The sequence below is a fragment of the Leptolyngbya sp. Heron Island J genome, assembly GCF_000482245.1.
Classification (GTDB): Bacteria; Cyanobacteriota; Cyanobacteriia; order Phormidesmidales; family Phormidesmidaceae; genus Leptothoe.
In genome coordinates this window covers 1-22,801 of record NZ_AWNH01000104.1, presented here as the reverse complement: position 1 = coordinate 22,801, position 22,801 = coordinate 1, and the positions used below count along the sequence as shown (strand labels likewise).

Genomic DNA, 22,801 nt, shown 5'->3' with positions numbered 1-22,801 from the left:
CACTCCTTTTCTTAATGCCCCCGCAATTGTCCGCATAAATCACTTTCTAGCATTTATGTGTCTGTTAGTTAGTCGTTTTTCTGCGGCCACTTGATTTTGAGCCTTGTCATCGAGGTTGGGCAATGCTTTCAGCCTTGTGGCCCAGTTTCACACGAGTCGGGGCCATAGGCCTACTTGCATCGCTCTAAATTCTATAGGTTTGGCAAGGCCAGCCACCGAAGCGGGGCAGTTGTCCATAAGGCAAATCGTTAGAAAGGCCGATTTTCTGAGCTATCGTCAGGTTTAGGCATGGACCACTCAACGATGTGCCAATCCGGTAAATCTAACCCTCAATGCGTGGCTTTGCTGGAAATGCTAGACGGCGTAGCTCCAATGTCAGCGTCTTGATGGCTCCAGAACCACAAAGCGATTGCGCATAGGCTGCTTCTTTTGCAGCCTATGCGTTACTAGCGTTAACGCCTGGGGACAGGTCCCCACAATTACCAAATCAATCGTCTTGGGCAGCGCAGCAGCATCAACTATAAATAAACCTGAAGTCTGATAATGATTATCATTATCAGACTATAATTCGAAATAGCTCTGTGCAATCAAACCTCGAACTAAACGCCTAACCTTCAAGACTGTTAACACTCTATGCAATCTTCCAATCTGAAATTGGTGGCCGGTCTGCCTGGGGTAAGTAAAATCACCTGGATTAGCCAGTTTTTCAAAAACGCTTCGCACCCTCACTATTCAATCAGTTGGCCAAACAAAGACGAAGCATATTGAAATGTAGGAGGAATCAATGAGGCAAACAAACAAACTCCCCGTCACCGTACTTTCAGGTTTCCTTGGAGCCGGTAAAACCACCGTGCTGAGCCATATTCTAAACAACCGAGAAGGCAAGAAGGTCGCCGTGATTGTTAATGATATGAGTGAAATCAACATTGATTCGGCAATAGTACAAAGTGAAGTTTCCCTCAATCGCAGCGAGGAAAAGCTTGTTGAAATGAGTAATGGTTGTATTTGTTGCACCTTACGTGAAGATTTGCTTGAGGAAGTTAACAAGCTTGCGCAGGAGGGTCGCTTTGATTATTTGGTTATTGAATCCACCGGTATTTCCGAACCTTTACCTGTAGCTGAAACCTTTACCTTTGCGGATGAAGATGGTGCTTCGCTTTCTGATGTTGCCGATTTGGACACAATGGTGACCGTGGTCGATGCGGTCAATTTTCTGGAGGACTATGAAAAGGCTCGATATTTAAAGGATACGGGTGAATCTTTGGGTGAAGAAGATGAACGCAGTGTCGCCGATTTGCTGGTGGATCAAGTGGAGTTTGCCGACGTCATTCTCATCAGCAAAACCGACTTGGTGATCCCTTCTGATATCGAGCGCTTAACAGCCATTCTTAAAACGCTGAATACGCACGCAAAAATAGTACCGATTGCTCAAGGCCAAGTTAATGTTGATCAGGTGCTAAACACCGGATTATTCGATTTCGAGCGCGCACAACAAGCGCCTGGTTGGCTCAAGGAGATGCGGGGTGAACATGTCCCCGAAACCGAAGAATATGGCATAGGCAGTTTTAGCTACGTCGCACGACGACCTTTCCACCCAGAAAAGTTTTACCAATTTCTGGCCAGCAAAGACAAATACGGTAAGTTAATCCGTTCTAAAGGTTACTTCTGGCTAGCTTCGCGACCTCAGTTTGCGGGTCACTGGAGTCAGGCTGGAGGAATAGCTCGTTACGGTCTCGCAGGGATGTTTTGGAAAGCCATCCCTAAGGAGAACTGGCCACAGGACGAAGACTATCTCGCCTCAATTAGAAAGCAATGGGTAGAGCCTTTTGGTGATATGCGTCAGGAACTAGTTTTTATCGGCCAGGGTTTGGATAAGGAACGTATCACACAAGCGCTTGATGAATGTCTATTAAGCGAGGAAGAAACTTTGCGAGGCCAAACTTATTGGACATCATTAAAAGACCCATTTCCCAAGTGGGGGCATAGTGCATAAGTTTGCTAATACGAATTCAGACAACACTATTTAAGGAGATTTCTCATGGTAACCGACAACCTTCACAACACTGTACCCGTGACCGTTTTAACTGGATACTTAGGAGCGGGAAAAACCACATTGTTAAATCGTATTCTTACCCATGAGCATGGCAAAAAAGTGGCGGTAATCGTCAACGAATTTGGGGCAGTCAGCATCGACAATCAGCTGGTGGTGGAGACAGAGGAAGATATTTTTGAGATGCACAATGGCTGTATCTGTTGCAATGTGAGGGGCGACCTGATTCGCGTCGTTGATAAATTGATGAGGCGGCGTGACAAGTTTGATCATCTATTGATTGAAACGACGGGATTAGCAGATCCGGCTCCTGTCATCCAAACCTTTTTTATGGATGATGAGGTCCGGAAAAAAGCCCGGATAGATGCGGTGGTGACCGTTGTGGATGCTCGTCATATCTGGCAGCACTGGGAAGCGGATGAAGTGGTCGAACAAATTGCCTTTGCTGATGTGATTTTGCTGAACAAGACTGACCTGGTGACAGAAGCAGAGTTAGAAGAGTTGGAGGAGCGGGTGCGGGGGATGAATGCCTTGGCCAAAATCCATCGCACCCGCGACGCACAAATTGGCATGGATGCCCTGTTGGGGATTGAAGCCTTTAACGTCAATAATGCGCTGCAAGTCAACCCAGAATTGCTGAATGGGGTGGCCCCTAAACATGATAAAACCGTTGGGTCTGTTACGCTGGTCGAGTCGGGTGAGCTAGATGAAGCCAAGATTACCGCCTGGTTCGATGACCTCATGCCCAATCAGGGACACGATATTTTTCGGATGAAGGGCATTCTCAATGTTGCAGGAGAAGACAACCGCTTTGTCTTTCAGGGCGTTCACATGATGTTCGATGGTTGCCTAGATCGCCCCTGGAGGCCAGATGAACCTCGCAAGAATGAGTTGGTTTTTATTGGTCGTAATCTGGAGCAGATGAACCTGGCAGAAAACTTTCGAGATTGTTTGGTAAGCCAGTAAACTCCAGACCAATGCTGAGAATAAAGAAACAAAATTTATTCAAGCAGCTGTGGGAAACCCGTCTTTCGGACTATGTAACAGCCGTTGCCTGGTCACCTGATGGTGCTCAACTTGCGGCCAGTTCTGATGCAGGCGAGGTGATGCTCTACACGCCTATAACGGGTGAATCAACATGTCTACAAAACTCCCAGGGAGAGTCGATAGACGTCCTGGCCATCTCTGCCGATGGTCAATTTCTAGCCGCTGGGGGCCAAGCAGGCACAGTCTGGATCTGGCAGATTGACGGTGATTCACCCACACTGCTAACAAAGTTGGAACATGCCCGTACCTGGATTGACCGGTTGCAATGGCACCCCAGTTCTCCGGAATTGGCGTTTAGTTTTGGACGTTGTGTGCAGGTGTGGCATGCCGTTGAGCAAACTGTTGTAACCACCTTAAACTTTGAAGACTCGTCTGTGTTAGATCTAGACTGGCATCCCCAGGGTACACAGATATCGCTGGGTGGGAATCAGCGCATTAAAACTTGGCAATCCCAGGACTGGGATAAAGCCCCAGAGGTGAGAGAAGCGGGTGGGGCTAGCTTGGCAATTGCCTGGTCGCCAGACGGTGCCTACCTGGCATCGGGTAATAATAACCGGTCGCTTTTGATGTGGGAAAAAGATAACTCATCTCCCTTGCGGATGCAGGGGCTGCCTGGCAAAGTGCGACAGTTAGCCTGGTCAAAACCGACTGTAAAGGGTACGCCTCTGCTGGCAGCAAGGAGTGGAGAAAGGATTGTCGTGTGGGCAAGGGCGGCTAATCCATCAAAGGGCTTTATTAAGGTGTTGGATGCCCATGAAGGGATAGTGCAAGCAATTGCGTTTCGGCCTAATACTCTCTTACTGGCGTCTGCGGCTGAGGATGATTGTTTGTATTTGTGGCGAAAGTCTGGCCAGATTGCGCAAATGTTGGAAGGGGGCTCTAGCGGATTTTCGTGTTTGGCCTGGTCTGAGCAGGGCACAATGCTAGCCGCTGGTGGTAGTGGAGGTGAGCTGTTTGTGTGGACCGAAACGGCTAGAAGAGGAGTTAAGTAGAACAGGTCAATCGTTTTCTGGTAGCATTTCAATCCCTCCCTTTTACAGGCGTAAGCGTTATGGTTCCCATCCTTGATTCTCAGAAGCTTCCTGTTACCATCATTACTGGCTTTTTAGGCAGTGGGAAAACAACGCTACTGAATCATATCCTTCAAAACTTTGAAGATTTTAAGGTGGCTGTTCTCGTCAATGAGTTTGGGGACATTAACATCGACAGCCAGTTCTTGATTGAGGTGGAAGAGGACATGATAGAACTCACCAATGGCTGTGTTTGTTGTACCATTAACAATAATCTCACGGAGGCAGTCTATCGTGTATTAGAACGGAAAGACCGTATTGATTATCTGGTGCTAGAAACCACGGGCGTTGCCGATCCGTTGCCTATCATGCTCACGTTTCTTGGAACAGAGCTGAGAGATTTTACCCAGTTGGATGCCGTGATTACCTTAATCGATGCGGAAACCTTTGACCCAGACCTTCACTATGAAAGCAACGCAGCGATGAATCAAATTCGCTATGGCGATATTCTTCTTCTGAACAAAACCGATCTTGTGCTTGAACCAAAAGTTCAGAAGCTGAAAAATCAAATTTATTCTATTAAGGAAAAAGCCAGAATATTACAGGCAACCCATAGTCAGGTTCCTTTATCGTTGATTTTAAATGTTCAACTAACAGATGCCGCTGTGGTCCAAGAGAATGCTTCTGCCGCCGATTCTTCTACCCAGCATCTCCAAAATGATGGGTTTATATCTGTTTCATTTAAAGGCGATCGCCCCTTTGCCCTCAAAAAGTTTCAGCAATTTCTCGACTATCAGCTTCCCAATAATGTGTTCCGAGCCAAAGGAATTATTTGGTTCGCGGAGAGTGAAAAGCGACATCTGTTTCAACTGAGCGGGAGCCGATTTGCAATAGATGATAGTAAGTGGAAAACACCGCCGAAAACGGAAATGGTGTGGATTGGCCGTCAGTTAGATGTACTCTCGTTGATGCAAAATTTAAATAACTGTATGACTCGATAACTATCATCAGGAATGGTTCCAAAGCCGCCATGGACGATGATCTGAATACATCGAGTGCTCTGGCAGTAGCGCCAAACGGCTCGACAACAGCGAGATTTTATAACGGCAGATGATATTCGCGATCAATTAGTGGCAGCGGGGAGCACGGTGATTGATCAACCAGGTGGATCTGTCCGTTGGCATCGACAGTAAATCAGGGCGATCGGAGTAATGGTTTAAGTGAATCTGGACTCTGACTTAGTTTGGTAACTTTCGTGGTTGTGTTTTTATAGGTGGTACACACATGACAAATGTGTTTATTTTGACCTGTCGCCAGAAAAACTTACTGAGAAAACTCGGCAGCTATACTGAAACTTGCAATATATTCACCTGATTTGAGCGTACTATATGGACAACTTGTAGCCTATCCATTTGACTTGGCGAGCTATACTGCGAAGAATCAATGTATCTACCTTGTTTTGGGCAGATAGACTGAAACTATCAGTCTAATAAGAGTTAGCCGCCCTGAACCCCTGATTCTGAACCCCACGGCATGAACATCACCGAACAACCAGAACGCACACTCATCGGCATCGAATGCCGTGCGTCCAACGACAACCCGCAGGCGATCGGTGCCATTTGGCAACGTTTCATGGCTGAGCAACTCGCTGCTCAAATCCCGAATCGTTCCGACGGCAACTTGATCGCGATCTACTGCGATTATGACGGCGACCACACCGAACCGTACACGTTCTTTCTTGGCTGCACGGTAAATGATGCGTCTGACCTACCAAGTGAGTTCACGATTCGTACGCTTCCGGCGGGGCGATACGTTCGGTGTCACGCTGCTGGCGAAATGCCTGCTGCGTTGGTGACGGCTTGGCGCGACATTTGGACTTCCGATCTGGATCGCGCTTATGACAGTGACTTTGAGATTCATGATCCCACGTCGCCCCAAGCGGTTGACATTTTCGTTGGCGTAGCTTGACGTGCCGGAGGGTCACTCGAACGGGCGAATAACAATGCGATGCACCGGAGCCGCGAAACTGGGCGTTTTCAGATGGACAATCACTCGTCGCGGCCCGATTACGCTAATCGTTTGGACAATCACTCGTCGCAGCCCGATTACGCTAATCGTTAGCTGGCTGTTGGTAAGGTGGTGGTAGTTGTTAAGTTATCAGTTGGCGCTTAGCATCAAGTGAGCAAAAGATGCAACAAACTTTGAACATTATGGAAGGCAAAAAAACTCTGATTTTGCGGGCTAAGCAAATTGCAGACAGTATCCAGACGTTCTCTCACCCCTGGAACCCAAAGTCTGAAATATCTGGAACCTATCTCGGACGTACAGTTGGATTAGAGCGTACCGGCGTTAACTTTGTAAGGGTTGCTCCTGGTAAGGAGTCCTTTGTTTATCATTCACACTATCGGGAGGAAGAATGGATTTACATTTTGTCGGGTTGCGGTGTTGCGGAAATTGACGGAGAGGAATTTGAAGTGAGTTCAGGAGATTTTATGGGATTTCCAACTCCTTCGGTTGCTCATCATCTTAGAAATACAGGCGACGAAGACCTAGTGTATTTGATGGGAGGAGAAAATCTAGAAGTGGAAATTGCAGAGTTTCCGCGTCTTCGAAAACGCATGCTCCGTCATGGAGATTCAATTGATATTTATGATGATTCTGATGCTAAACCCTTTGGAGCATTAGAATCATAGTGAAGTCTCAAAGCTGCCAGAGTTAGTTGGTTGGATAGAAAAAACTAGGATACGTTGAAGCGCTCTGTGGAAAAAGCCAGCTAACAAGTCGATGAAGCGGCAACTTCAAAACTTTGTGCTTCGTTCTAGCTTTTTCGTTGCCGCTTATCTTAGCCGTTAATCCTATTTGCAAGTTGCTGGGGCCTTCACCAATCAGCGTTTAGACAGTGAACTACCTGTTAGGGAAAGTCGTTCCTTCCACACATAATTCGAGACCTTACAGCACATCTCTAGAGCGTGCTTAATTTGATCGGCTTGCGGTTTTAGCTTGTACTCATACGTCAGGTTGAACATCTAAAAGAACAACTGATGGCAGTTCAGATAAATTGAGAGCAACAGGGCCACTAGATCGATGTATGGATGAGGCGCTAAAGACAATAAATGATTTTAGATACGTTCAAATCCGATCTAGTATTTGATTAGCCACTCTTTAAAGACATAGCCCCATGACTACCTGGATTAAGGAGACTGATCATGCTTTCTATCTGATGGAAGGCAATTTTTACCTTGAGAAAATTGTAAAAGAGTCCCGTCCAGAGGGAACTGGTGAGCCCGGCGAAAAAGTTATTACATTGGCAACGCTCCAAAGATGGTTGACGGATTCGGACTTTGAAAAGCCTGGCGCTATGGTCATCGCTGTCGGTATTGGGGCCTCAGAACCAGACCCAATGCCGGTAGACCCATCACCTGTCATAGAAATTATCAAGAAGCCAACATCCGTAGAAGTAGGAGAAGCATTTACTATCAAAGCAAAAACCTCTAAGTCGCTGGTGGGTAAATCAACTGACTTGTATGTGGAGGTCAATGGCAAGTTTTATCTCCAGACTAAGAATCCAGCGCATAAGCCGGTAGTTGCAGCCGATGGGACTTTCAAATTTAGCTTCCGATTCTCCAGTCCAGGCACCCGAAAGATCAAGATTACCTTAGAAGACCTCAGTCACACATTTGAGATTGTAGTAAGGGCAGTCTTTAGCATCACAAATTTGCCATCTAAGGTAATTGCTGGCGAAGCCTTTATTATTTCAGGTATTGCTTCCTCGAAGGATAATGGGCGACCCGTTCAGCTTTTTATAAATAACAAACTTCAATCCTCAACAGCTAAGGTCCAGGCTGATGGCTCCTGGAAATTTCGCTTTGGTTTATTTAGCATAGGCAAACGAGCTTTAAAAGTTGCTCTCGGCGATCAATCGTTGGAACGCCCAATCCAGGTAGTTCTTCGTTCTCTATTCGAGGAGAACTTCAAGGTGCCTGAAGAGCAATTGCGGAGTTCAAACTACGTTTCTACTACATCTTCTATTCTAAAGAACATAATATTCACAGGTGGCTTCATGGAGCCAAGAGGACATAGTTGGAAACCAACATCCTATGCAATTTTTTCTGACAATTCGGCCTCAATCAAAACGCTCAGTCCTAGTCAGCGCAACTATGGGATTGACTATGTGGTAACCACATCTGGCGATCCAATCCACAATTGGTATCCTGGCAGGGTCACCAAGGTCGGTGCCGAGGGGAGTTATGGTAATCGGTGCCATGTCGACTTTTTTATATTTTTTGAACTCTCTGGCAAGTTCTACCAAATCAAAGGGGCTTATGCTCACGCCAAGAGCTTTTCTGTCCGAAAAGGAGATTACGTCAAGCAGGGCCAATACATTGGCGTGATGGGTGGTACTGGAGGGAACTATACCTATCCGCCTCATGTGGATTTTAGATTGTGGATCAACTATGGTAGCAAAACCGTTGATTTAAGCCCGAACGTTGTAGAGAAACAATTACGACAACAGGAGAATCGATAACCGTCGTACCTGCATGCCGCTCCGCGGCATACTAACAGGTCGATTAGCCTAGAAAGCTCCATGCGGAACAGTTCAAAAACTAAATTCTTTTTTCAAGACTCACTCTGGCTTCTGAATTACTTTCTCTAGCTGACGCTGTTTTGCCCTAAGGTCAATGCTCAAAAATCTCACATAATCCCAGGATGACTGGCCAAAAACTGTTCCACCTGGGTTAGCACCTGAGCATCATGGGTGCTGGTAATGGTTGGGACACTCTGCCATTTTGGTGCGAGCCATTACTAGACCCATTATTGGAGGCCGGATTCTTCAAAGAGGGGGCACAGGCGATACCGTCAGAACAGCGATACCCAGCCCGTAAGGCTTGGTTGACTTGCACTACGTGGTGAGAGAATTTGCGATGGTCACAGACCGGCCTTCGGCCATCGCTATCGTTGGCATCCGGTAACCGGTCGGCTTATGGGCGTGGAGTTGCGCTAGACCTCCCTAACAGACGCAATCGTTGCTGCAGCAGGAGAGATCGTCAAGAAAGAGTCCGGCCTGGCGATAGGCATCGAGGGGTGCAGGGTCGATGCCGAGGCGCTGGGCGATCTCATTAGCAATGACAGCAAACCTCTGGCGAAACTTATAAATAAAGCAAAAAATTAGGTCGCCATGGCGCACGGAGGGACCACTCACAAACAGACCTGGGGTAAGTGTGGATTCGTCATTTTCCGTGAGTGCCGCATAGCCCTTGGACCAGTCAAACAGTGGGGAAATCTGTCTCAAACTAGTGTCGAACCCGGTGCAAAGAATTGGGGGATGGGCCGTCACCCACTTCTGGTATTCGCTGTAGACCGCGTAGCCACCAGTAATAGGTTCAACCTCTTCAATGGGCGCGTTCCCCACCAGCTTCAGGCGACCGGTGTTATAGACAAATTTCAAACGCTGCAGAGTGTAGGGCGATAGGGAGATGCTGGGATCGGGGTCGGGATTCACCCAGGCGTCACTGCGATCAAGCACGCTAACTTTCTTGCCTATTGCTGTTAAATTGGCCGCTGCATCCATACCGCTTTCATAGCCGCCGATAATGATAAATTCATCGCCCTCTAAATCGGTCCATGTCCGAATCTGACTGTTGTGGAGGCAGTGTTCTGCTCCTGGGAAAGGATTGAGTTTAGGATATTGATATTCTCCGGCGGCCCAGATCACAAACTGGGTGGATATCTCGCCGCTGCTGGTGTGCAGGGTAAACCCTCCCTGGGGCAAGGGGGCAACACTTTGCACATCCACCTCAGTTTGAATCGGCAACTCAAAGTAGTCAGCAATCGTTTGCAGATAAATGGCGTACTGCTGTCCACTGATGTGCTCTTGCTGGAATGCGATCGCAGGCGAAGTCTTCAAGGTGACTGCATTCAGGTCGAGCAGCCCAAAGCCATGGCTAGGAAATGACGGCGTGATCAAGCTCATCTCTTTGGGCCAGCGGATAAAGGAGGCTCCCACCTGGTGTCGGTCTAAAATAGTAAAGCGCTCCAGACCCAGCTCTTTGAGCACGACGCCACAGCCAATACCTGCTGCTCCCGCGCCGACAATCACAACGTCATAGGACAGATCCGTTTGGGGGTGGTTCACGCTGGTTTACCCGAATATTAAGAATATACGAGAATAATAATCATTGTCACATTTATTGTCCAGTTGGGTAGTGACAAGATTCAGGCTGCTAGCTCCTGATGATTCCTCTTTGCCAGAGCTCTTCCTGCACCTTATCCCATCCAAGCCACTGTGGTCAGACCGAGGCTAATGCAGATTTTTGTCAGGGCGCTGACCACTGACATGCAAGAGTATAGTAATGATAGTCATTATCATTATACAAAGCTAAGACGATGGTTGATGACACTCAACTCATTCCCATTATTGAAGTTTTAGAAGGGCTGGAATCATTGATGGATCAAGCTCCTTCGGACGATATCGAAGGAATTCTGCTGGTGGCTTGGTGCAAGGTCAGCAACACCTTACCAGAGGATTTTTTGGCAGCAACCTGTGAAGATGCTAGCGCGGCTGGATTACGCCGTTACCTCCGAGTAAAGGCATTTTTTGATGACCCAGTTCAGTATCCAATTTCGTCCCAAGAGTTAGATGATTACTACCAAAATCGTCTGCCCATCGATAAGGAGCAAGCAGAATATTTCTTTTTTGACTCAACTGACGATCAAGATTGATACAGTCGCATTGAATGCGATCACATGGGCTGACAACTGCGCCCGATTTCGGATACAATAATGATAACTATTCCTATTTATTCGTTGACAATGAAAGTACTGAGTTCTTTAGGAAGTGCAAAGAAACGTCATCCAGATTGTCAGGTTGTTCGGCGCAGAGGGCGTACTTATGTAATTTGTAAGTCAAACCCTCGCTTCAAAGCGGTGCAAGGAAAAAAAATGAATAAGAAAAAACGCTAATAAGCCTGTTGAAAAATAGCGGAAAAATCGATAAAATGTCTATACAGATTGGGCTTTAGGATTTTTTGTCACGACCTCTGAAGTCCTTTTTAGCAGCAACTTTCATGAAACTTTAAACCTATCCTCCAACAACTCTATTTTGGGGGATAGGAGATAATTTTGATTATTGACCAACTATGATCCCATGTTGGATTTTAGTCGGCGTTTGAATCAAGAGTGAGTTGTGTTTCGCCACCAATTGAGCGATCTCCTAAGCGTCAAGTACGGAGACATTGATAATCGAGTAAAATCGATTGTAGATGCATTATGATTAACGTCTGACGAGGAATTCCTAAACGAAACATGACAACCTTCCGATGGAGTTCCCTACTGGGTACTGATTCAAGATAATGGTTTTATTTCACAGCTGATCGCCAGATAACAACGCGGGCATCGGAGTTGCAGGCACCGAGGTTTCTGAAAATGTATGACTCTTGGCCGCAACTCGGTAATTGCGACCGTTCTTCTTAAGAGAGAGCAAGCACCCTTAGGCTGCATTGGAAAATATTGAGACGACAAATGACTCAGGAACTTTAGCGACAGCGAGAAAGTTGCCCACAGGCCATGATTCGAAAGTACGCGCCCGGTGATGAACTCACGATTGGTCGAATCTACTACGACGCAGTGCATCAACTGACCCGCGATGACTACACTGAGGAGCGGCGTAACGCCTGAGCCACTACCATTGAGGGCGGACGATGCTTGGGCTGAGAAATGGCGCAGGCGATGCGATCACAAGCAACCTTGGGTTGCAGTTGTGGATGGTGAGATCGCAGGCTTTATCGAATTCGATGCTGACGGGCATGTAGACTACACCTACGTATCCCCGGCTCACGCTGGCAAGGGGCACATGTCGGCAATCATGGAGCAAATCTTCCAGGAGGCGCGACGGTCCAATCTGATCCGTCTCTACGCCGAGGTCTCCATCACAGCGCGCTCCTTCTTTTTTGAGCGCCATGGTTTCCGCGTTGTCCGCGACAACCCACACGAAGTTCGCGGCGTTCCAATCCTTAACTACATCATGGAGTGTTGGTTGCATCCGGGCGCAGAATAGCTGGGGTAGATAAATTATCCGCAGAAGGATGATGAACAAATCCTAATCAATTTCAGGTGTGCAATTTAGGAATGTAGGATCTTTAAATGCTTAGAGAAATTGGTAGAGATATTTGGGTTGCCGAACAGTCGTTACGATATTTTGGCCTCAACATAGGGACAAGAATGACAGTAGTTCGGCTTGAAAGTCGCGAATTATTAGTTATTTCTCCGGTTCAAGTCAGTGATTCAATTTTTAATCAGCTCGGCGAACTTGGACTGGTGAAACATATGATTGCTCCTAATCTTTATCACTATTTATTTGCCGCCAGTTTCAAAAAAATCTATCCAAATGCGACATTTTGGGCTGTACCAGGACTAGAAATTAAAAAGCCAGATTTGTTAATCGACCAAATCATTAAGGATAGCGAAAACGGGCCATGGAGTGGGATTGAATACGTATTTTTAGATGGGTTCAGAACGCTTGGGTTAAACGGGTTTGATTCACTTAACGAATGCGTCTTCTTTCATGCTGCAAGTCGTACTCTAATATTGACTGATGCTGCCTTTCATTTTGATGAGAGCTTTCCAATACTCACACAATTAGTGACCAAAGTGATTGGGGGATATAAAAGCTTGAGTCCATCATTATTAGAGTGGGTTGCAACAACGGAAAAGAATAAATTAAGAAAATCGATCAAGCAAATTTTAGGCTGGGACTTTGAGCGCGTGATTATGGCTCACGGCAGCATCATAGAGCAGAATGGGAAAGAGAAATTCAAACGAGGATACGAGAAATTTTTAGGGGAGGCGTTGGATATTGCTGCATAACCTTAATGAACGCCAACCGCCGCTGCCTCACTCCAGCTCCCAAGAGAGATTTTTCAAGCCACTATTGTCCATAAACTGCGGCTAACCCCAGGCTAGTCAGCACGGATGCCAATCCAAGACTAAAGCCGCCTATGAGCACTATCCCGTAGGCGATTTGGTGTAGCTCGATCTCACTCAGCAGCAAGCCCAAAATGGACCACCGTTTTCAGCAACAGCTCGTTGTGACTGATCACCACCCGTTCAGCCTGAAAAGAACGCTTTTGAGTGAGCAGTCGTCTAGATTAGTCGAGAAATGCCTGTACAGCAGCTTCGTTGCATCTGCCACCTAATCCGGTGACAATTGTGCAGGTATTGGTCATCAGCATACCTGTATAGGTCCCTGCGGGCGTGCCAGCTTCGCCTAAGCTGTCGGCGTAAAGCGGCTCGTCTGAAATGCCAATATCTGTCTCCCGAGAAACCGCTTCAATCAGTCCAGGGTTGCTAGTTGACTCTATAAAGACAGTAGGTATATTGCTGTCTTCAACAAGATCGATTAGTTCTCTTAAGTCGGCGGCTGACGGACGAGCCTCAGTACTAAAGCTTTCCAAAGCGGCCTCAATGCGAATGCCATAGGCATCGGCGTAGTAGCCCAATGCATCATGGGTCGTCACAAGGACCCGCTGCGATTCGGGGACCGTGGCTACCTGTTGCTGAATCCAACTATCGAGTTGAGTGAGCTGAGCGATTAGGGTCTCTGCATTAGCCTGATAAACTTCGGCATTTTCAGGAGAAAGCACGCTCAGCTCCTCTTGGATAACGCGAACTATTGCAATGCCATTTTCGGCATCGTGCCAGACATGGGGATCAGGTGACATACCCTTTTCGCCGTGGTCATTGTGACCGTGGCCATGGTGTCCATGTCCATGGTGTCCACGGTCACGATGACTGCCATGATCGTGAGCTTCGCCTAAAAGCGGTTCGGTAACGGCAACTTCGGAAACGGCAATTAGAGGGGTGTTTCCGTGTGTCGACTCGGCCATTTGAATAATGTTTGGCTCGAACCCGTAGCCCCCATAAAGAACCAAATGGGCAAATCCAATAGCCCGTCTGTCGGAAGGCGTTGCGCTGTAGATGTGGGGATCTTCACCCGCTTCGATAAGACAGGTTACGTCCACGGTATCTTGAGCGATTTGCTCAGTGAGATCGCACAGGACGCTATAGCTCGCCACTACTCTAGGAGTGATTTGGCTGTGGGCAGACTGATGGCCCAGAAGCAGCGTGGAGACTCCGCCAATGGCAGCAAGCGCAGTCAATAGGCGAAAAGAAAGTTTCATGGGCTATCGTTTCACAGATGGCTAGAGTAGGGCAAATCTAGAGTAGGGCAAATCTAGAATGATAATCATTATCATAGTGGTTTGCTAGGGTAAATCTAGCCCTTTAGCCTGTCAACACGACTAAATTTTTGAATTGTTTAACTTGCACTGCCATGGACAAAAAGCGGAATCGCGGTGTAATGCTTTTTATCTCCGTGTTGATCCATGGTTTGTTAGCACTTTTACCATGGCTAGAAAAGTCCCGCCCTTTGGCAGTGTCCTCAACTCTAACAAGCCCAACCCACACAAAGTTCGCAGCGTTCTCATCCTGAACTACATCATGGAATGTTGGTTGCATTCGGACGCAGAGTAGTTGGGATATCTGAACATCGAACCAGGAGCATTCGAGTTGTTTTTCAAAACGTAGACAAATTTGGACCAGCTCTCTATTATGAGAATGATAATCATTCTCATTTTAATGATTTTGGTTTCGTCCTCAGCTATCCCATTGGCTTGCATGAAAGTCAAAAAGCTTGCAGGAGAAAGCCTAGGTCCCCTATAACCATTCGTCTATGCTAAGTATTGAAGCTCCGAAACCTCAGCTAAAGAGTTCATTTCTTCAGCGGCTTCAGAGTCCAGAGCGTCCAGTGATAATTTTCGATGGCGCAATGGGCACTAACCTGCAATCCCAAAACTTAACTGCCGAGGACTTTGGTGGAGCAGCATATGAAGGGTGTAATGAATACTTAGTCATCACCAAGCCAGAAGCCGTGGCGAAGGTCCATCGTGATTTTCTTGCAGCGGGGGCAGATGTTGTCGAAACCGATAGCTTTGGCTCTAGCCCCTTAGTCCTAGCAGAGTACGATCTGGCCGATCGCGCCTACGAGCTAAGTAGAAAGGCGGCAGAGTTGGCGCGCAGTTGTGCAGATGAGTTTACGACGCCTGAGAAGCCAAGATTTGTTGCCGGTTCCATCGGGCCAGGCACCAAGCTACCGACCCTCGGTCATGTTACCTACGATGAACTGAAAACGAGCTTCATGGTGCAAGCAGAAGGTTTGTATGACGGGGGAGCCGATCTTTTTATCGTGGAAACCTGTCAAGATGTTCTGCAAATTAAGGCGGCATTAAGTGCCTTTGAGGCAGTGTTTGCAAAAAAAGGGACACGTCTCCCTTTAATGGTATCTGTGACCATGGAAATCCAGGGGACCATGTTGGTGGGGACCGATATCTCTGGGGTACTGGCAATTTTAGAACCGTTTCCCATCAGTGTTTTAGGCCTAAATTGTGCGACGGGTCCCAATTTGATGACGTCCCACATTAAATATCTATCGGAAAATTCCCCCTTCCCCATTTCCTGTATTCCCAATGCAGGACTACCCGAAAATGTTGGCGGTCAGGCGGTTTATAAAATGACCCCCGAAGACTATACAACTGCCATGACGGGGTTCATTGCGGAACATGGGGTTCAGATTGTTGGGGGGTGCTGCGGTACGCGCCCAGCCCATATTAAAGCGCTAGCCGATGCGGTGGAACACACCCCACTCAAAGAGCGTGAAGTCCGACAAAATACGGTGGGGGAGGTGCGAGAGTCCCTATCCTATACGCCAGCGGCAGCGTCCATTTATTCCGCCCAAACCTATCAGCAGGATAATTCTTTCTTGATTGTTGGCGAGCGATTAAATGCCAGCGGGTCTAAGAAAGTCCGCACCTTGTTGAATGAAGATGATTGGGATGGGTTGTTGGCGATCGCAAAATCCCAGGTCAAGGAAGGCGCTCATATGCTGGACGTAAACGTGGATTACGTCGGGCGGGATGGCGAACGGGATATGCGAGAACTGGTGTCGCGTCTAGTGAAGCATACGACGCTTCCCCTGATGCTCGACTCCACCGAGTGGACCAAAATGGAAGCAGGTCTCAAGGTCGCCGGGGGCAAGTGTTTGCTCAATTCCACCAACTATGAAGATGGAGAGGAGCGATTCTTTAAAGTGCTGCAATTAGCGAAGGAATACGGCGCAGGTGTGGTCATCGGCTGTATCGATGAAGAAGGCATGGCTCGCACCGCCCAGAAAAAATTCGAGATTGCCCAACGGGCGTATCAGGATGCGCTCAAGTTTGGGCTTCCCCCCCATGAACTTTTCTTTGACACCTTAGCTCTACCGATTTCAACAGGGATTGAGGAGGATCGGGAAAATGCTAAAGCCACAATCGAAGCCATTGGACTGATTCGGGAGAATCTGCCCGGTGTGCATTTTATGCTAGGAGTCTCTAATGTTTCGTTTGGCTTGAGTCCAGCCGCGCGCATTACCTTAAATTCGATCTTCCTCAATGAAGCGATGAAGGCTGGGATGGATGGGGCGATTGTCTCGGCGGCCAAGATTTTACCGTTATCGAAGATTGACGATGACCATCAACAAATCTGTCTCGATTTGATCTATGACAATCGCAGATTTGAAGGAGATATTTGCACCTACGATCCGTTGACGAAGCTGACGGAAATTTTTACGGGGGTGAGTACGAAGGATGCTAGAGCGGGGGCTTCTCTAGCCGATTTGCCCATCGACCAACGCTTGAAGCAACATATTATTGATGGCGAGCGGATTGGCTTGGATGAGGCGTTAAAGGTTGCGTTAGATGCGGACTATAAGGCCCTGGAGATTGTCAATACGTTTTTGTTGGATGGAATGAAGGTGGTGGGCGAACTGTTTGGCTCGGGTCAAATGCAATTGCCCTTTGTGTTACAGTCCGCCGAAACCATGAAGTCTGCGGTTGCCTTCCTCGAACCCTACATGGAAAAAGTCGAAGGGGAGGATGAAGATCGCGGTAAAGGGAAATTCTTGATTGCCACCGTTAAAGGCGATGTCCATGACATTGGGAAGAATCTGGTGGATATCATCTTGACCAATAATGGCTACAAGGTGATCAATCTGGGTATTAAACAAGCCATTGAGGCCATTGTCGAAGCCTATGAACAGCATCAGCCGGATTGTATCGCTATGAGTGGCTTGCTGGTGAAGTCCACCGCATTTATGAAAGACAATCTCGCCGCATTTAATGCGAAAGGGATTACGGTCCCGGTGATTTTGGGCGGTGCGGCACTCACACCAAAATTTGTCTATGGAGATTGTCAAGAGACTTACAACGGGCAGGTGATTTACGGTAAAGATGCGTTTGCCGATTTGACCTTTATGGATCGGCTGATGCCTGCCAAAGAACAGCAGTGTTGGATTGATACCGAAGGCTTTTCAGGGGAATTTGCTCAGTTTAACCAAAAGGGACGCAAGGCGATTGAAGATTCAGATCGGGAGAGCGATGAGCCGAAAGCCGGTCAACCCACGGTCATTGACACTGAACGCTCAACAGATGTGGCAATCGATATTGAACGTCCTGCGCCGCCCTTCTGGGGGACAAAGATTCTTCAGAGTAACGACCTGGATTTAGAAGAACTGTTCTGGTACATGGATTTGCAGGCACTGATTGCTGGCCAATGGCAATTCCGTAAACCAAAAGACCAATCTCGTGAGGAATATGATTGGTTTCTGGCATCAAAGGTTCACCCCATCTTGGAAGACTGGAAGCAAAAAATTCGCACAGAACCCTGGCTGGACCCCACGCTCGTGTATGGCTATTTTCCCTGTGCGGCGACGGGTAATTCTGTCCATGTTTATGAGCCAAGTGTGATCGAGAATGGCTCTACCCCCAAAGACGCCACACCGTTTGTGACGTGGACCTTCCCCCGGCAGAGATCTGGGCGTCGGCTGTGCATTGCGGATTTCATTCGCCCGATCGAACACAATGAATTTGATGTCTTTCCCATGCAGGCCGTCACGATGGGAGACATTGCCACCGAGAAAGCACAGGAACTTTATCGAGACAACAGCTACACCGATTATCTCTACTTCCACGGGATGGCGGTACAGTTGGCGGAAGCCTTGGCGGAATGGAGTCATGCCAGAATTCGGCGGGAATTGGGCTATGGGGATTTAGAGCCAAATAACATTCGTGATGTCTTAGCCCAACGGTATCAGGGGTCTCGGTATAGTTTTGGCTATCCGGCTTGTCCGGCGGTGATGGATCAGGTGCCACAGTTGGAGTTATTGGGGTGCGATCGCATTGGGTTATCGATCGATGAAAGCGAACAACTTTATCCAGAGCAATCCACCACTGCTTTTGTCAGCTACCATCCTGTTGCTAGATATTTTAGTGCTTAGATCGAGCGGCAATGAGACCACGCTTAAATATGGGTGGCCTCTAGTTTTTCTTGCTAACTGTTCTTGCTGATTGCTAGGTATTGGCATAGCTTATTTCAACTGGATTGGCTTTCAAAATAGAGGTCTCCAATGAGAGAAACAAACGATGGATCGAATCCTGATACTGCGATTTTGCCCCATCACTTTATGATTGCTCACATCTTGGAAGCTGTTGACAATTATGATCCAACCACAGAGGTGATATTCCTGTTGGAATCTTTCGAGAAAGTCACGTTCTTCTACTTGAAAAACTTACCCATTACACCACCTCAATGCTACGGGCAAGTACGTAAGACTTGGGATGAATTTAAACCAGGCGTTAGTGCTTTGCAATCCGAACCCAAGTGTCAGATTTGAGGGAAAGGACATGCACGGCACCTAAGGCATGGGCGGGCGCTGTCGGCGTTAGCTGATCATTCAGCAAGGTAAGTAATTACCATTCAATTTCCTGAAGGTTAGTTTGTCATTTTTTTAAGTATTGAATAAAACGTACGTGAAATGAAAAGGGGGGTACATGACTAGAAAAATTTTGATCAAGAATGCCCAGCTAGTCAATGAAGGTAGGGTGTTTTCATCTGATGTACGTATCTGCAATGAACGCATAGAAAAAATGTCTCGATCAATAACACCCTCTGGGAGTGAAGAGGTCGTTGATGCATCTGGATTTTATTTGCTGCCTGGAATGATTGATGACCAGGTGCATTTTCGTGAGCCTGGGCTAACTCATAAAGGGACTATTGCAAGCGAGTCTCGGGCGGCGGTGGCGGGTGGTATTACGAGTTTTATGGAAATGCCTAATGTAAACCCCTCCACAACCACTATTGAAGCCCTAGAGAATAAATATGAAATCGCTCGGCAAAGTTCGATTGCCAACTATTCGTTTTATTTAGGTGCCACGGAAAATAATATTGAACAAATCAAACGCCTGGATCCAAGTAAACATTGTGGCGTTAAAGTCTTCATGGGTGCTTCAACCGGTAACTTATTGGTTGAAGATCCAACGGCACTCGAAGATATTTTTCGGAAGGCACCAACACTAATTGTCACTCACTGTGAAAGTGGTCCGGTGATCGCGAAAAATCTAGCCCGTGTTGAAGCGTTAAATCGTCCCATCGTTATTAACGATCATCCAGTTATTCGAGATGCTGAAGCGTGTTTCGCATCATCGTCCTTGGCGGTAAATTTAGCCAAGCGTCATGGCAGTCACTTACATGTTTTACACATTACCACCGCCAAAGAATTAAGCTTATTTGATCCGGGGCCGGTTGCTAATAAGTCCATTAGCGCTGAAGCCTGTGTTCATCATCTATGGTTTAGCGATCAGGATTATACAGAACTTGGAAACCTGATTAAGTGTAATCCAGCCATTAAGGCAGCCAGTGATCGCGCCGCCTTAATTCAAGCTTTGCACGAAGGTCGTATTGATATTATTGCCACCGATCATGCGCCGCACACTTGGGAAGAAAAGCAGAGAGATTATCCAAAAGCTCCTGCTGGGTTGCCTTTAGTACAACATGCTTTACTTACCCTCTTTGATCAAGTAGCTAATAAACGTATATCTCTTACTCAGTTAGTTGAAAAAACCGCTCATAATCCCGCTATTCGATATGGTGTAATTGATCGAGGTTACATTCGTGAAGGGTATTTTGCTGATTTGGTGTTGGTCGATAGGTCAACACCTTTTACGGTGACACCTGAGAATACCTTTTACCATTGCGGCTGGTCTCCTTTTATGGGGTATAGATTTAGTGTCAGCATTGTGAGTACTTGGGTTAATGGTCAATTAGTGTTTGATGGTCAAAAACTAATTGAGTGTCCAGGAGTTTCAAAACGATTGGAATTTAAGGGTTTGAGATAGGTATTTTTGGGATAATGCAGCGTTCAAGCAGACAACGCTGCACGTCGCAGCTTAACTTAGCGTTATATTTCCTTGGCCAGAGTTCTAAATAGATGCATAAAGATGATTTGATAAAGTAATGTCAAGAGATATCTGAGTTATCACTTTCGGATAGATATTTTGAAACGGTTTATTCCCTAGGCACTGGCGATGAAGGTTGAATGCTTCTCAAAATGGAATAGGATGACCTGTCTGGTAAATATAAATCTCACTGAGGTATTTTATGGGATTGAATGACTGTCACAATTTTCAGGATTTCCGAAAATTAGCCAAACGCCGACTACCAGGACCAATTTTTAATTACATCGATGGAGCAGCCGATGATGAACAGACCTATCGGCGTAACACTGAAGCCTATGAAGACTGTGATCTTATTCCGAACGTGCTTGTCGGTGTGGAAAATGTGGATATGTCAGTTGAGGTGATGGGGCAAAAACTAGACATGCCTATCTACTGTGCCCCGACAGCATTGCAACGCCTTTTTCATCATGAAGGAGAGCGTGCGGTTGCGAGCGCTGCTGAAAAATATGGAACGATGTTTGGGGTGTCTTCACTGGCGACAGTAACTGTTGAAGAAATCGCAGAGATCACAAACACGCCGAAGATGTTTCAGTTCTACTTCCATAAAGATCGCGGTTTGAATGATGCGTTGCTTGAACGCGCACGAGCAGCGAACTTTAATGTGTTGGCATTAACCGTCGATACCATTACGGGTGGTAATCGCGAACGGGATTTGCGTACGGGATTTACTTCGCCACCAAAATTAACACCTTGCTCCTTAATTAGTTTTGCGACGCATCCAGCATGGGCCTGGAACTTTTTCACAAAAGAAAAGTTTGATATGCCACATTTGTCTGGCCATGTCTCGACGGGAACGAATTTAGCCGTCTCTGTTGGCGATTACTTCTCAACAATGCTAGATCAATCCATGAATTGGAAGGATGCCGAAAAACTCTGTGCACAGTGGAACGGGCAGTTTGCACTGAAAGGGATAATGAGTGTGGAAGATGCCAAGCGTGCTGTTGATATTGGTTGTACGGGCATTATGGTTTCTAACCACGGTGGCCGTCAGCTCGATGGTTCGCGCAGTCCCTTTGATCAACTTGCAGAAATTTGTGATGCTGTTGGGGATAAAGTTGATGTCATTTGCGAAGGTGGTATTCAACGCGGTACGCATGTGCTTAAGGCGCTATCTGTTGGAGCTAAAGCATGTTCAGGGGGGCGGTTCTATCTCTATGCATTGGCCGCTGCTGGGAGAGCAGGCGTTGAGCGTGCTTTAGGTAGTATGCGCACTGAGATTGAGCGTGATATGAAATTGATGGGAGTGACCAAGCTCGATCGCTTGAGTAGAGATAATCTACGCTTTCGTCACTCATCTAGACGGCCTATGTAAATACTTGAAGATTACACCTGTATGTTAGAAATAACTACTATCAAACAAACAGCCCTCAATTATCTCTTGTCTGATCTGGAAGTATTTCCAGATCACCATCACTTGTTTGAGGTTGTAGGTGCAACCTGTTTTGATAATAATGAGTGTATGGTTAACGTTAGTATCGTCGGTTTGGTCGGTGAATATTGGAATGTTTTTGTCGATAGCAATACGGGAGAAATTTTACCAGGCTGCGAGTTTAATGCAGATTGTCAAGACTTGAAGGAACTCCATCAATATTCTCATCTGCCTGACTATCTAAATCAGCTACTTGATCGCCTGACTGCAGAAGAAGTTATTAGGCAAATTAAACGGCGTCGATGATTAGTGCGAACGAGTGGCCGGGTTAGCGATGGTGTAATTCAGGAACTCCAATCTTTTCAGAGTTATGAGTGCCAGTAGCGCTCTGGTTGTGCTACGTTCCATGCGACGATATAAACAGAACAAGGTAGTTAGTTATACTGCATAAGGTTTCTCATCATGAAGATCCTGAATGTCGCAATCGTTGGTGGCACTCATGGTAACGAACTGACCGGAGCTTACTTAGTACACTGGAAAGTAAGTTTTCTACCGTTTTAGAGAGTCTTATCTTCTCGAATTTTGACATAATGCTTCTGAAATTTATCGCGTGCGGCCTCAACTGAAAATTGCCAATGGATGCGGATACGCTGGTCATGCCGTTCTTGCACCAAGGCGAGCACCGCTTGCTCTAATTGGTCTTGTGTGGGAATGCGCTGATGCAAACAGCCTCTAGCCAGTGCCGAAAACTCGATCTCAATCATATTGAGCCAACTGGCTGACTTTGGGGTGTAGTGAAACTCAAACCGTTGGGCAAGGGCAAAGGCCTCCTCAGCCGTCAGGTATTCATAGAAAGAACTGACATTATGGGTGTTGAGATTATCCTGCACAACCTGGATTTTGTCCGCATTAGGATAGCGCGCAGCTAAGGCTTGAAAAAACAGAG

Annotated in this window: 18 protein-coding genes; 15 read left to right on the top strand and 3 right to left on the bottom strand. The window is 46.9% G+C overall.

The window, feature by feature from the left end; genetic code table 11:
- The first annotated feature begins 784 nt into the window (after positions 1-784).
- From zigA to N836_RS66600, 7 genes are all read left to right on the top strand, one after another.
- Positions 785-1,993, top strand: coding sequence for a zinc metallochaperone GTPase ZigA (zigA, locus tag N836_RS66630; RefSeq protein ID WP_023075883.1), 1,209 nt, complete (start codon positions 785-787; stop codon positions 1,991-1,993).
- A gap of 45 nt (positions 1,994-2,038) precedes the next feature.
- On the top strand, positions 2,039-3,016 hold the full coding sequence (locus tag N836_RS66625; RefSeq protein ID WP_023075882.1) for a CobW family GTP-binding protein: 978 nt from the start codon (positions 2,039-2,041) through the stop codon (positions 3,014-3,016).
- Between the two features lie 11 nt (positions 3,017-3,027).
- A complete protein-coding gene (locus N836_RS66620; protein ID WP_023075881.1) occupies positions 3,028-4,089 on the top strand; it encodes a WD40 repeat domain-containing protein in 1,062 nt (353 codons plus the stop codon).
- A 59-nt stretch (positions 4,090-4,148) separates the two neighbouring features.
- Positions 4,149-5,108, top strand: coding sequence for a CobW family GTP-binding protein (locus N836_RS66615; protein ID WP_023075880.1), 960 nt, complete (start codon positions 4,149-4,151; stop codon positions 5,106-5,108).
- A gap of 532 nt (positions 5,109-5,640) precedes the next feature.
- Complete coding sequence (locus N836_RS66610) at positions 5,641-6,075, top strand: GyrI-like domain-containing protein (protein WP_023075879.1); 435 nt, start codon at positions 5,641-5,643, stop codon at positions 6,073-6,075.
- A gap of 221 nt (positions 6,076-6,296) precedes the next feature.
- Positions 6,297-6,800 (top strand): cupin domain-containing protein, encoded by a 504-nt coding sequence (locus N836_RS66605; protein ID WP_023075878.1) that lies wholly within the window; start codon positions 6,297-6,299, stop codon positions 6,798-6,800.
- Between the two features lie 485 nt (positions 6,801-7,285).
- Positions 7,286-8,632, top strand: coding sequence for a M23 family metallopeptidase (locus N836_RS66600; protein WP_023075877.1), 1,347 nt, complete (start codon positions 7,286-7,288; stop codon positions 8,630-8,632).
- Positions 8,633-9,115: 483 nt separating this feature from the next.
- Here the strand turns inward: N836_RS66600 and N836_RS66595 are convergent, their stop codons facing one another.
- Positions 9,116-10,240 carry an NAD(P)/FAD-dependent oxidoreductase gene (locus tag N836_RS66595; protein WP_023075876.1) on the bottom strand — a complete coding sequence of 375 codons (1,125 nt, stop codon included), beginning with the start codon at positions 10,238-10,240 and terminating at the stop codon, positions 9,116-9,118.
- Between the two features lie 251 nt (positions 10,241-10,491).
- Between N836_RS66595 and N836_RS66590 the strand changes: the two genes are divergently transcribed.
- The 4 genes from N836_RS66590 to N836_RS66580 all read left to right on the top strand — a co-directional run bounded on the left by N836_RS66590 (position 10,492) and on the right by N836_RS66580 (position 12,969).
- Complete coding sequence (locus N836_RS66590; RefSeq protein WP_023075875.1) at positions 10,492-10,827, top strand: hypothetical protein; 336 nt, start codon at positions 10,492-10,494, stop codon at positions 10,825-10,827.
- Between the two features lie 60 nt (positions 10,828-10,887).
- Positions 10,888-11,067: a type B 50S ribosomal protein L36 gene (gene ykgO / locus N836_RS74940; RefSeq protein ID WP_442785780.1), complete on the top strand. Its 180-nt coding sequence runs from the start codon at positions 10,888-10,890 to the stop codon at positions 11,065-11,067.
- Positions 11,068-11,749: 682 nt separating this feature from the next.
- A complete protein-coding gene (locus N836_RS66585) occupies positions 11,750-12,160 on the top strand; it encodes a GNAT family N-acetyltransferase (RefSeq protein ID WP_023075874.1) in 411 nt (136 codons plus the stop codon).
- Between the two features lie 86 nt (positions 12,161-12,246).
- Positions 12,247-12,969, top strand: a complete 723-nt coding sequence (locus N836_RS66580) for a DUF4336 domain-containing protein (RefSeq protein ID WP_023075873.1) — start codon at positions 12,247-12,249, stop codon at positions 12,967-12,969.
- 281 nt (positions 12,970-13,250) lie between these two features.
- Here the strand turns inward: N836_RS66580 and N836_RS66575 are convergent, their stop codons facing one another.
- Positions 13,251-14,282 (bottom strand): metal ABC transporter solute-binding protein, Zn/Mn family, encoded by a 1,032-nt coding sequence (locus tag N836_RS66575; protein WP_023075872.1) that lies wholly within the window; start codon positions 14,280-14,282, stop codon positions 13,251-13,253.
- 551 nt (positions 14,283-14,833) lie between these two features.
- Here N836_RS66575 and metH point away from each other — a divergent pair.
- The 4 genes from metH to N836_RS66545 all read left to right on the top strand — a co-directional run bounded on the left by metH (position 14,834) and on the right by N836_RS66545 (position 22,161).
- On the top strand, positions 14,834-18,469 hold the full coding sequence (gene metH, locus N836_RS66565; protein ID WP_023075870.1) for a methionine synthase: 3,636 nt from the start codon (positions 14,834-14,836) through the stop codon (positions 18,467-18,469).
- Between the two features lie 553 nt (positions 18,470-19,022).
- Complete coding sequence (locus N836_RS66555) at positions 19,023-20,366, top strand: dihydroorotase (protein ID WP_023075868.1); 1,344 nt, start codon at positions 19,023-19,025, stop codon at positions 20,364-20,366.
- A 262-nt stretch (positions 20,367-20,628) separates the two neighbouring features.
- A complete protein-coding gene (locus N836_RS66550; protein ID WP_023075867.1) occupies positions 20,629-21,798 on the top strand; it encodes an alpha-hydroxy acid oxidase in 1,170 nt (389 codons plus the stop codon).
- Between the two features lie 21 nt (positions 21,799-21,819).
- Complete coding sequence (locus N836_RS66545; protein ID WP_023075866.1) at positions 21,820-22,161, top strand: hypothetical protein; 342 nt, start codon at positions 21,820-21,822, stop codon at positions 22,159-22,161.
- A gap of 251 nt (positions 22,162-22,412) precedes the next feature.
- Here the strand turns inward: N836_RS66545 and N836_RS66540 are convergent.
- The coding region (locus tag N836_RS66540) for a transposase (protein ID WP_023071803.1) at positions 22,413-22,801 on the bottom strand (389 nt) is incomplete at its 5' end.

What these genes read in the sequence shown, in the direction of transcription:
- N836_RS66555 (WP_023075868.1), top strand. Translation starts at nt 19,023, where the DNA reads ATGACTAGAAAAATTTTGATCAAGAATGCCCAGCTAGTCAATGAAGGT.
- N836_RS66605 (WP_023075878.1), top strand. Translation starts at nt 6,297, where the DNA reads ATGCAACAAACTTTGAACATTATGGAAGGCAAAAAAACTCTGATTTTG.
- N836_RS66590 (WP_023075875.1), top strand. Translation starts at nt 10,492, where the DNA reads ATGGTTGATGACACTCAACTCATTCCCATTATTGAAGTTTTAGAAGGG.
- N836_RS66580 (WP_023075873.1), top strand. Translation starts at nt 12,247, where the DNA reads ATGCTTAGAGAAATTGGTAGAGATATTTGGGTTGCCGAACAGTCGTTA.
- N836_RS66550 (WP_023075867.1), top strand. Translation starts at nt 20,629, where the DNA reads ATGGGATTGAATGACTGTCACAATTTTCAGGATTTCCGAAAATTAGCC.
- N836_RS66545 (WP_023075866.1), top strand. Translation starts at nt 21,820, where the DNA reads ATGTTAGAAATAACTACTATCAAACAAACAGCCCTCAATTATCTCTTG.
- N836_RS66600 (WP_023075877.1), top strand. Translation starts at nt 7,286, where the DNA reads ATGACTACCTGGATTAAGGAGACTGATCATGCTTTCTATCTGATGGAA.
- ykgO (WP_442785780.1), top strand. Translation starts at nt 10,888, where the DNA reads ATGATAACTATTCCTATTTATTCGTTGACAATGAAAGTACTGAGTTCT.
- metH (WP_023075870.1), top strand. Translation starts at nt 14,834, where the DNA reads ATGCTAAGTATTGAAGCTCCGAAACCTCAGCTAAAGAGTTCATTTCTT.
- N836_RS66615 (WP_023075880.1), top strand. Translation starts at nt 4,149, where the DNA reads ATGGTTCCCATCCTTGATTCTCAGAAGCTTCCTGTTACCATCATTACT.
- N836_RS66625 (WP_023075882.1), top strand. Translation starts at nt 2,039, where the DNA reads ATGGTAACCGACAACCTTCACAACACTGTACCCGTGACCGTTTTAACT.
- N836_RS66585 (WP_023075874.1), top strand. Translation starts at nt 11,750, where the DNA reads ATGACTACACTGAGGAGCGGCGTAACGCCTGAGCCACTACCATTGAGG.
- N836_RS66575 (WP_023075872.1), bottom strand. Translation starts at nt 14,282, where the DNA reads ATGAAACTTTCTTTTCGCCTATTGACTGCGCTTGCTGCCATTGGCGGA.
- N836_RS66620 (WP_023075881.1), top strand. Translation starts at nt 3,028, where the DNA reads ATGCTGAGAATAAAGAAACAAAATTTATTCAAGCAGCTGTGGGAAACC.
- zigA (WP_023075883.1), top strand. Translation starts at nt 785, where the DNA reads ATGAGGCAAACAAACAAACTCCCCGTCACCGTACTTTCAGGTTTCCTT.
- N836_RS66610 (WP_023075879.1), top strand. Translation starts at nt 5,641, where the DNA reads ATGAACATCACCGAACAACCAGAACGCACACTCATCGGCATCGAATGC.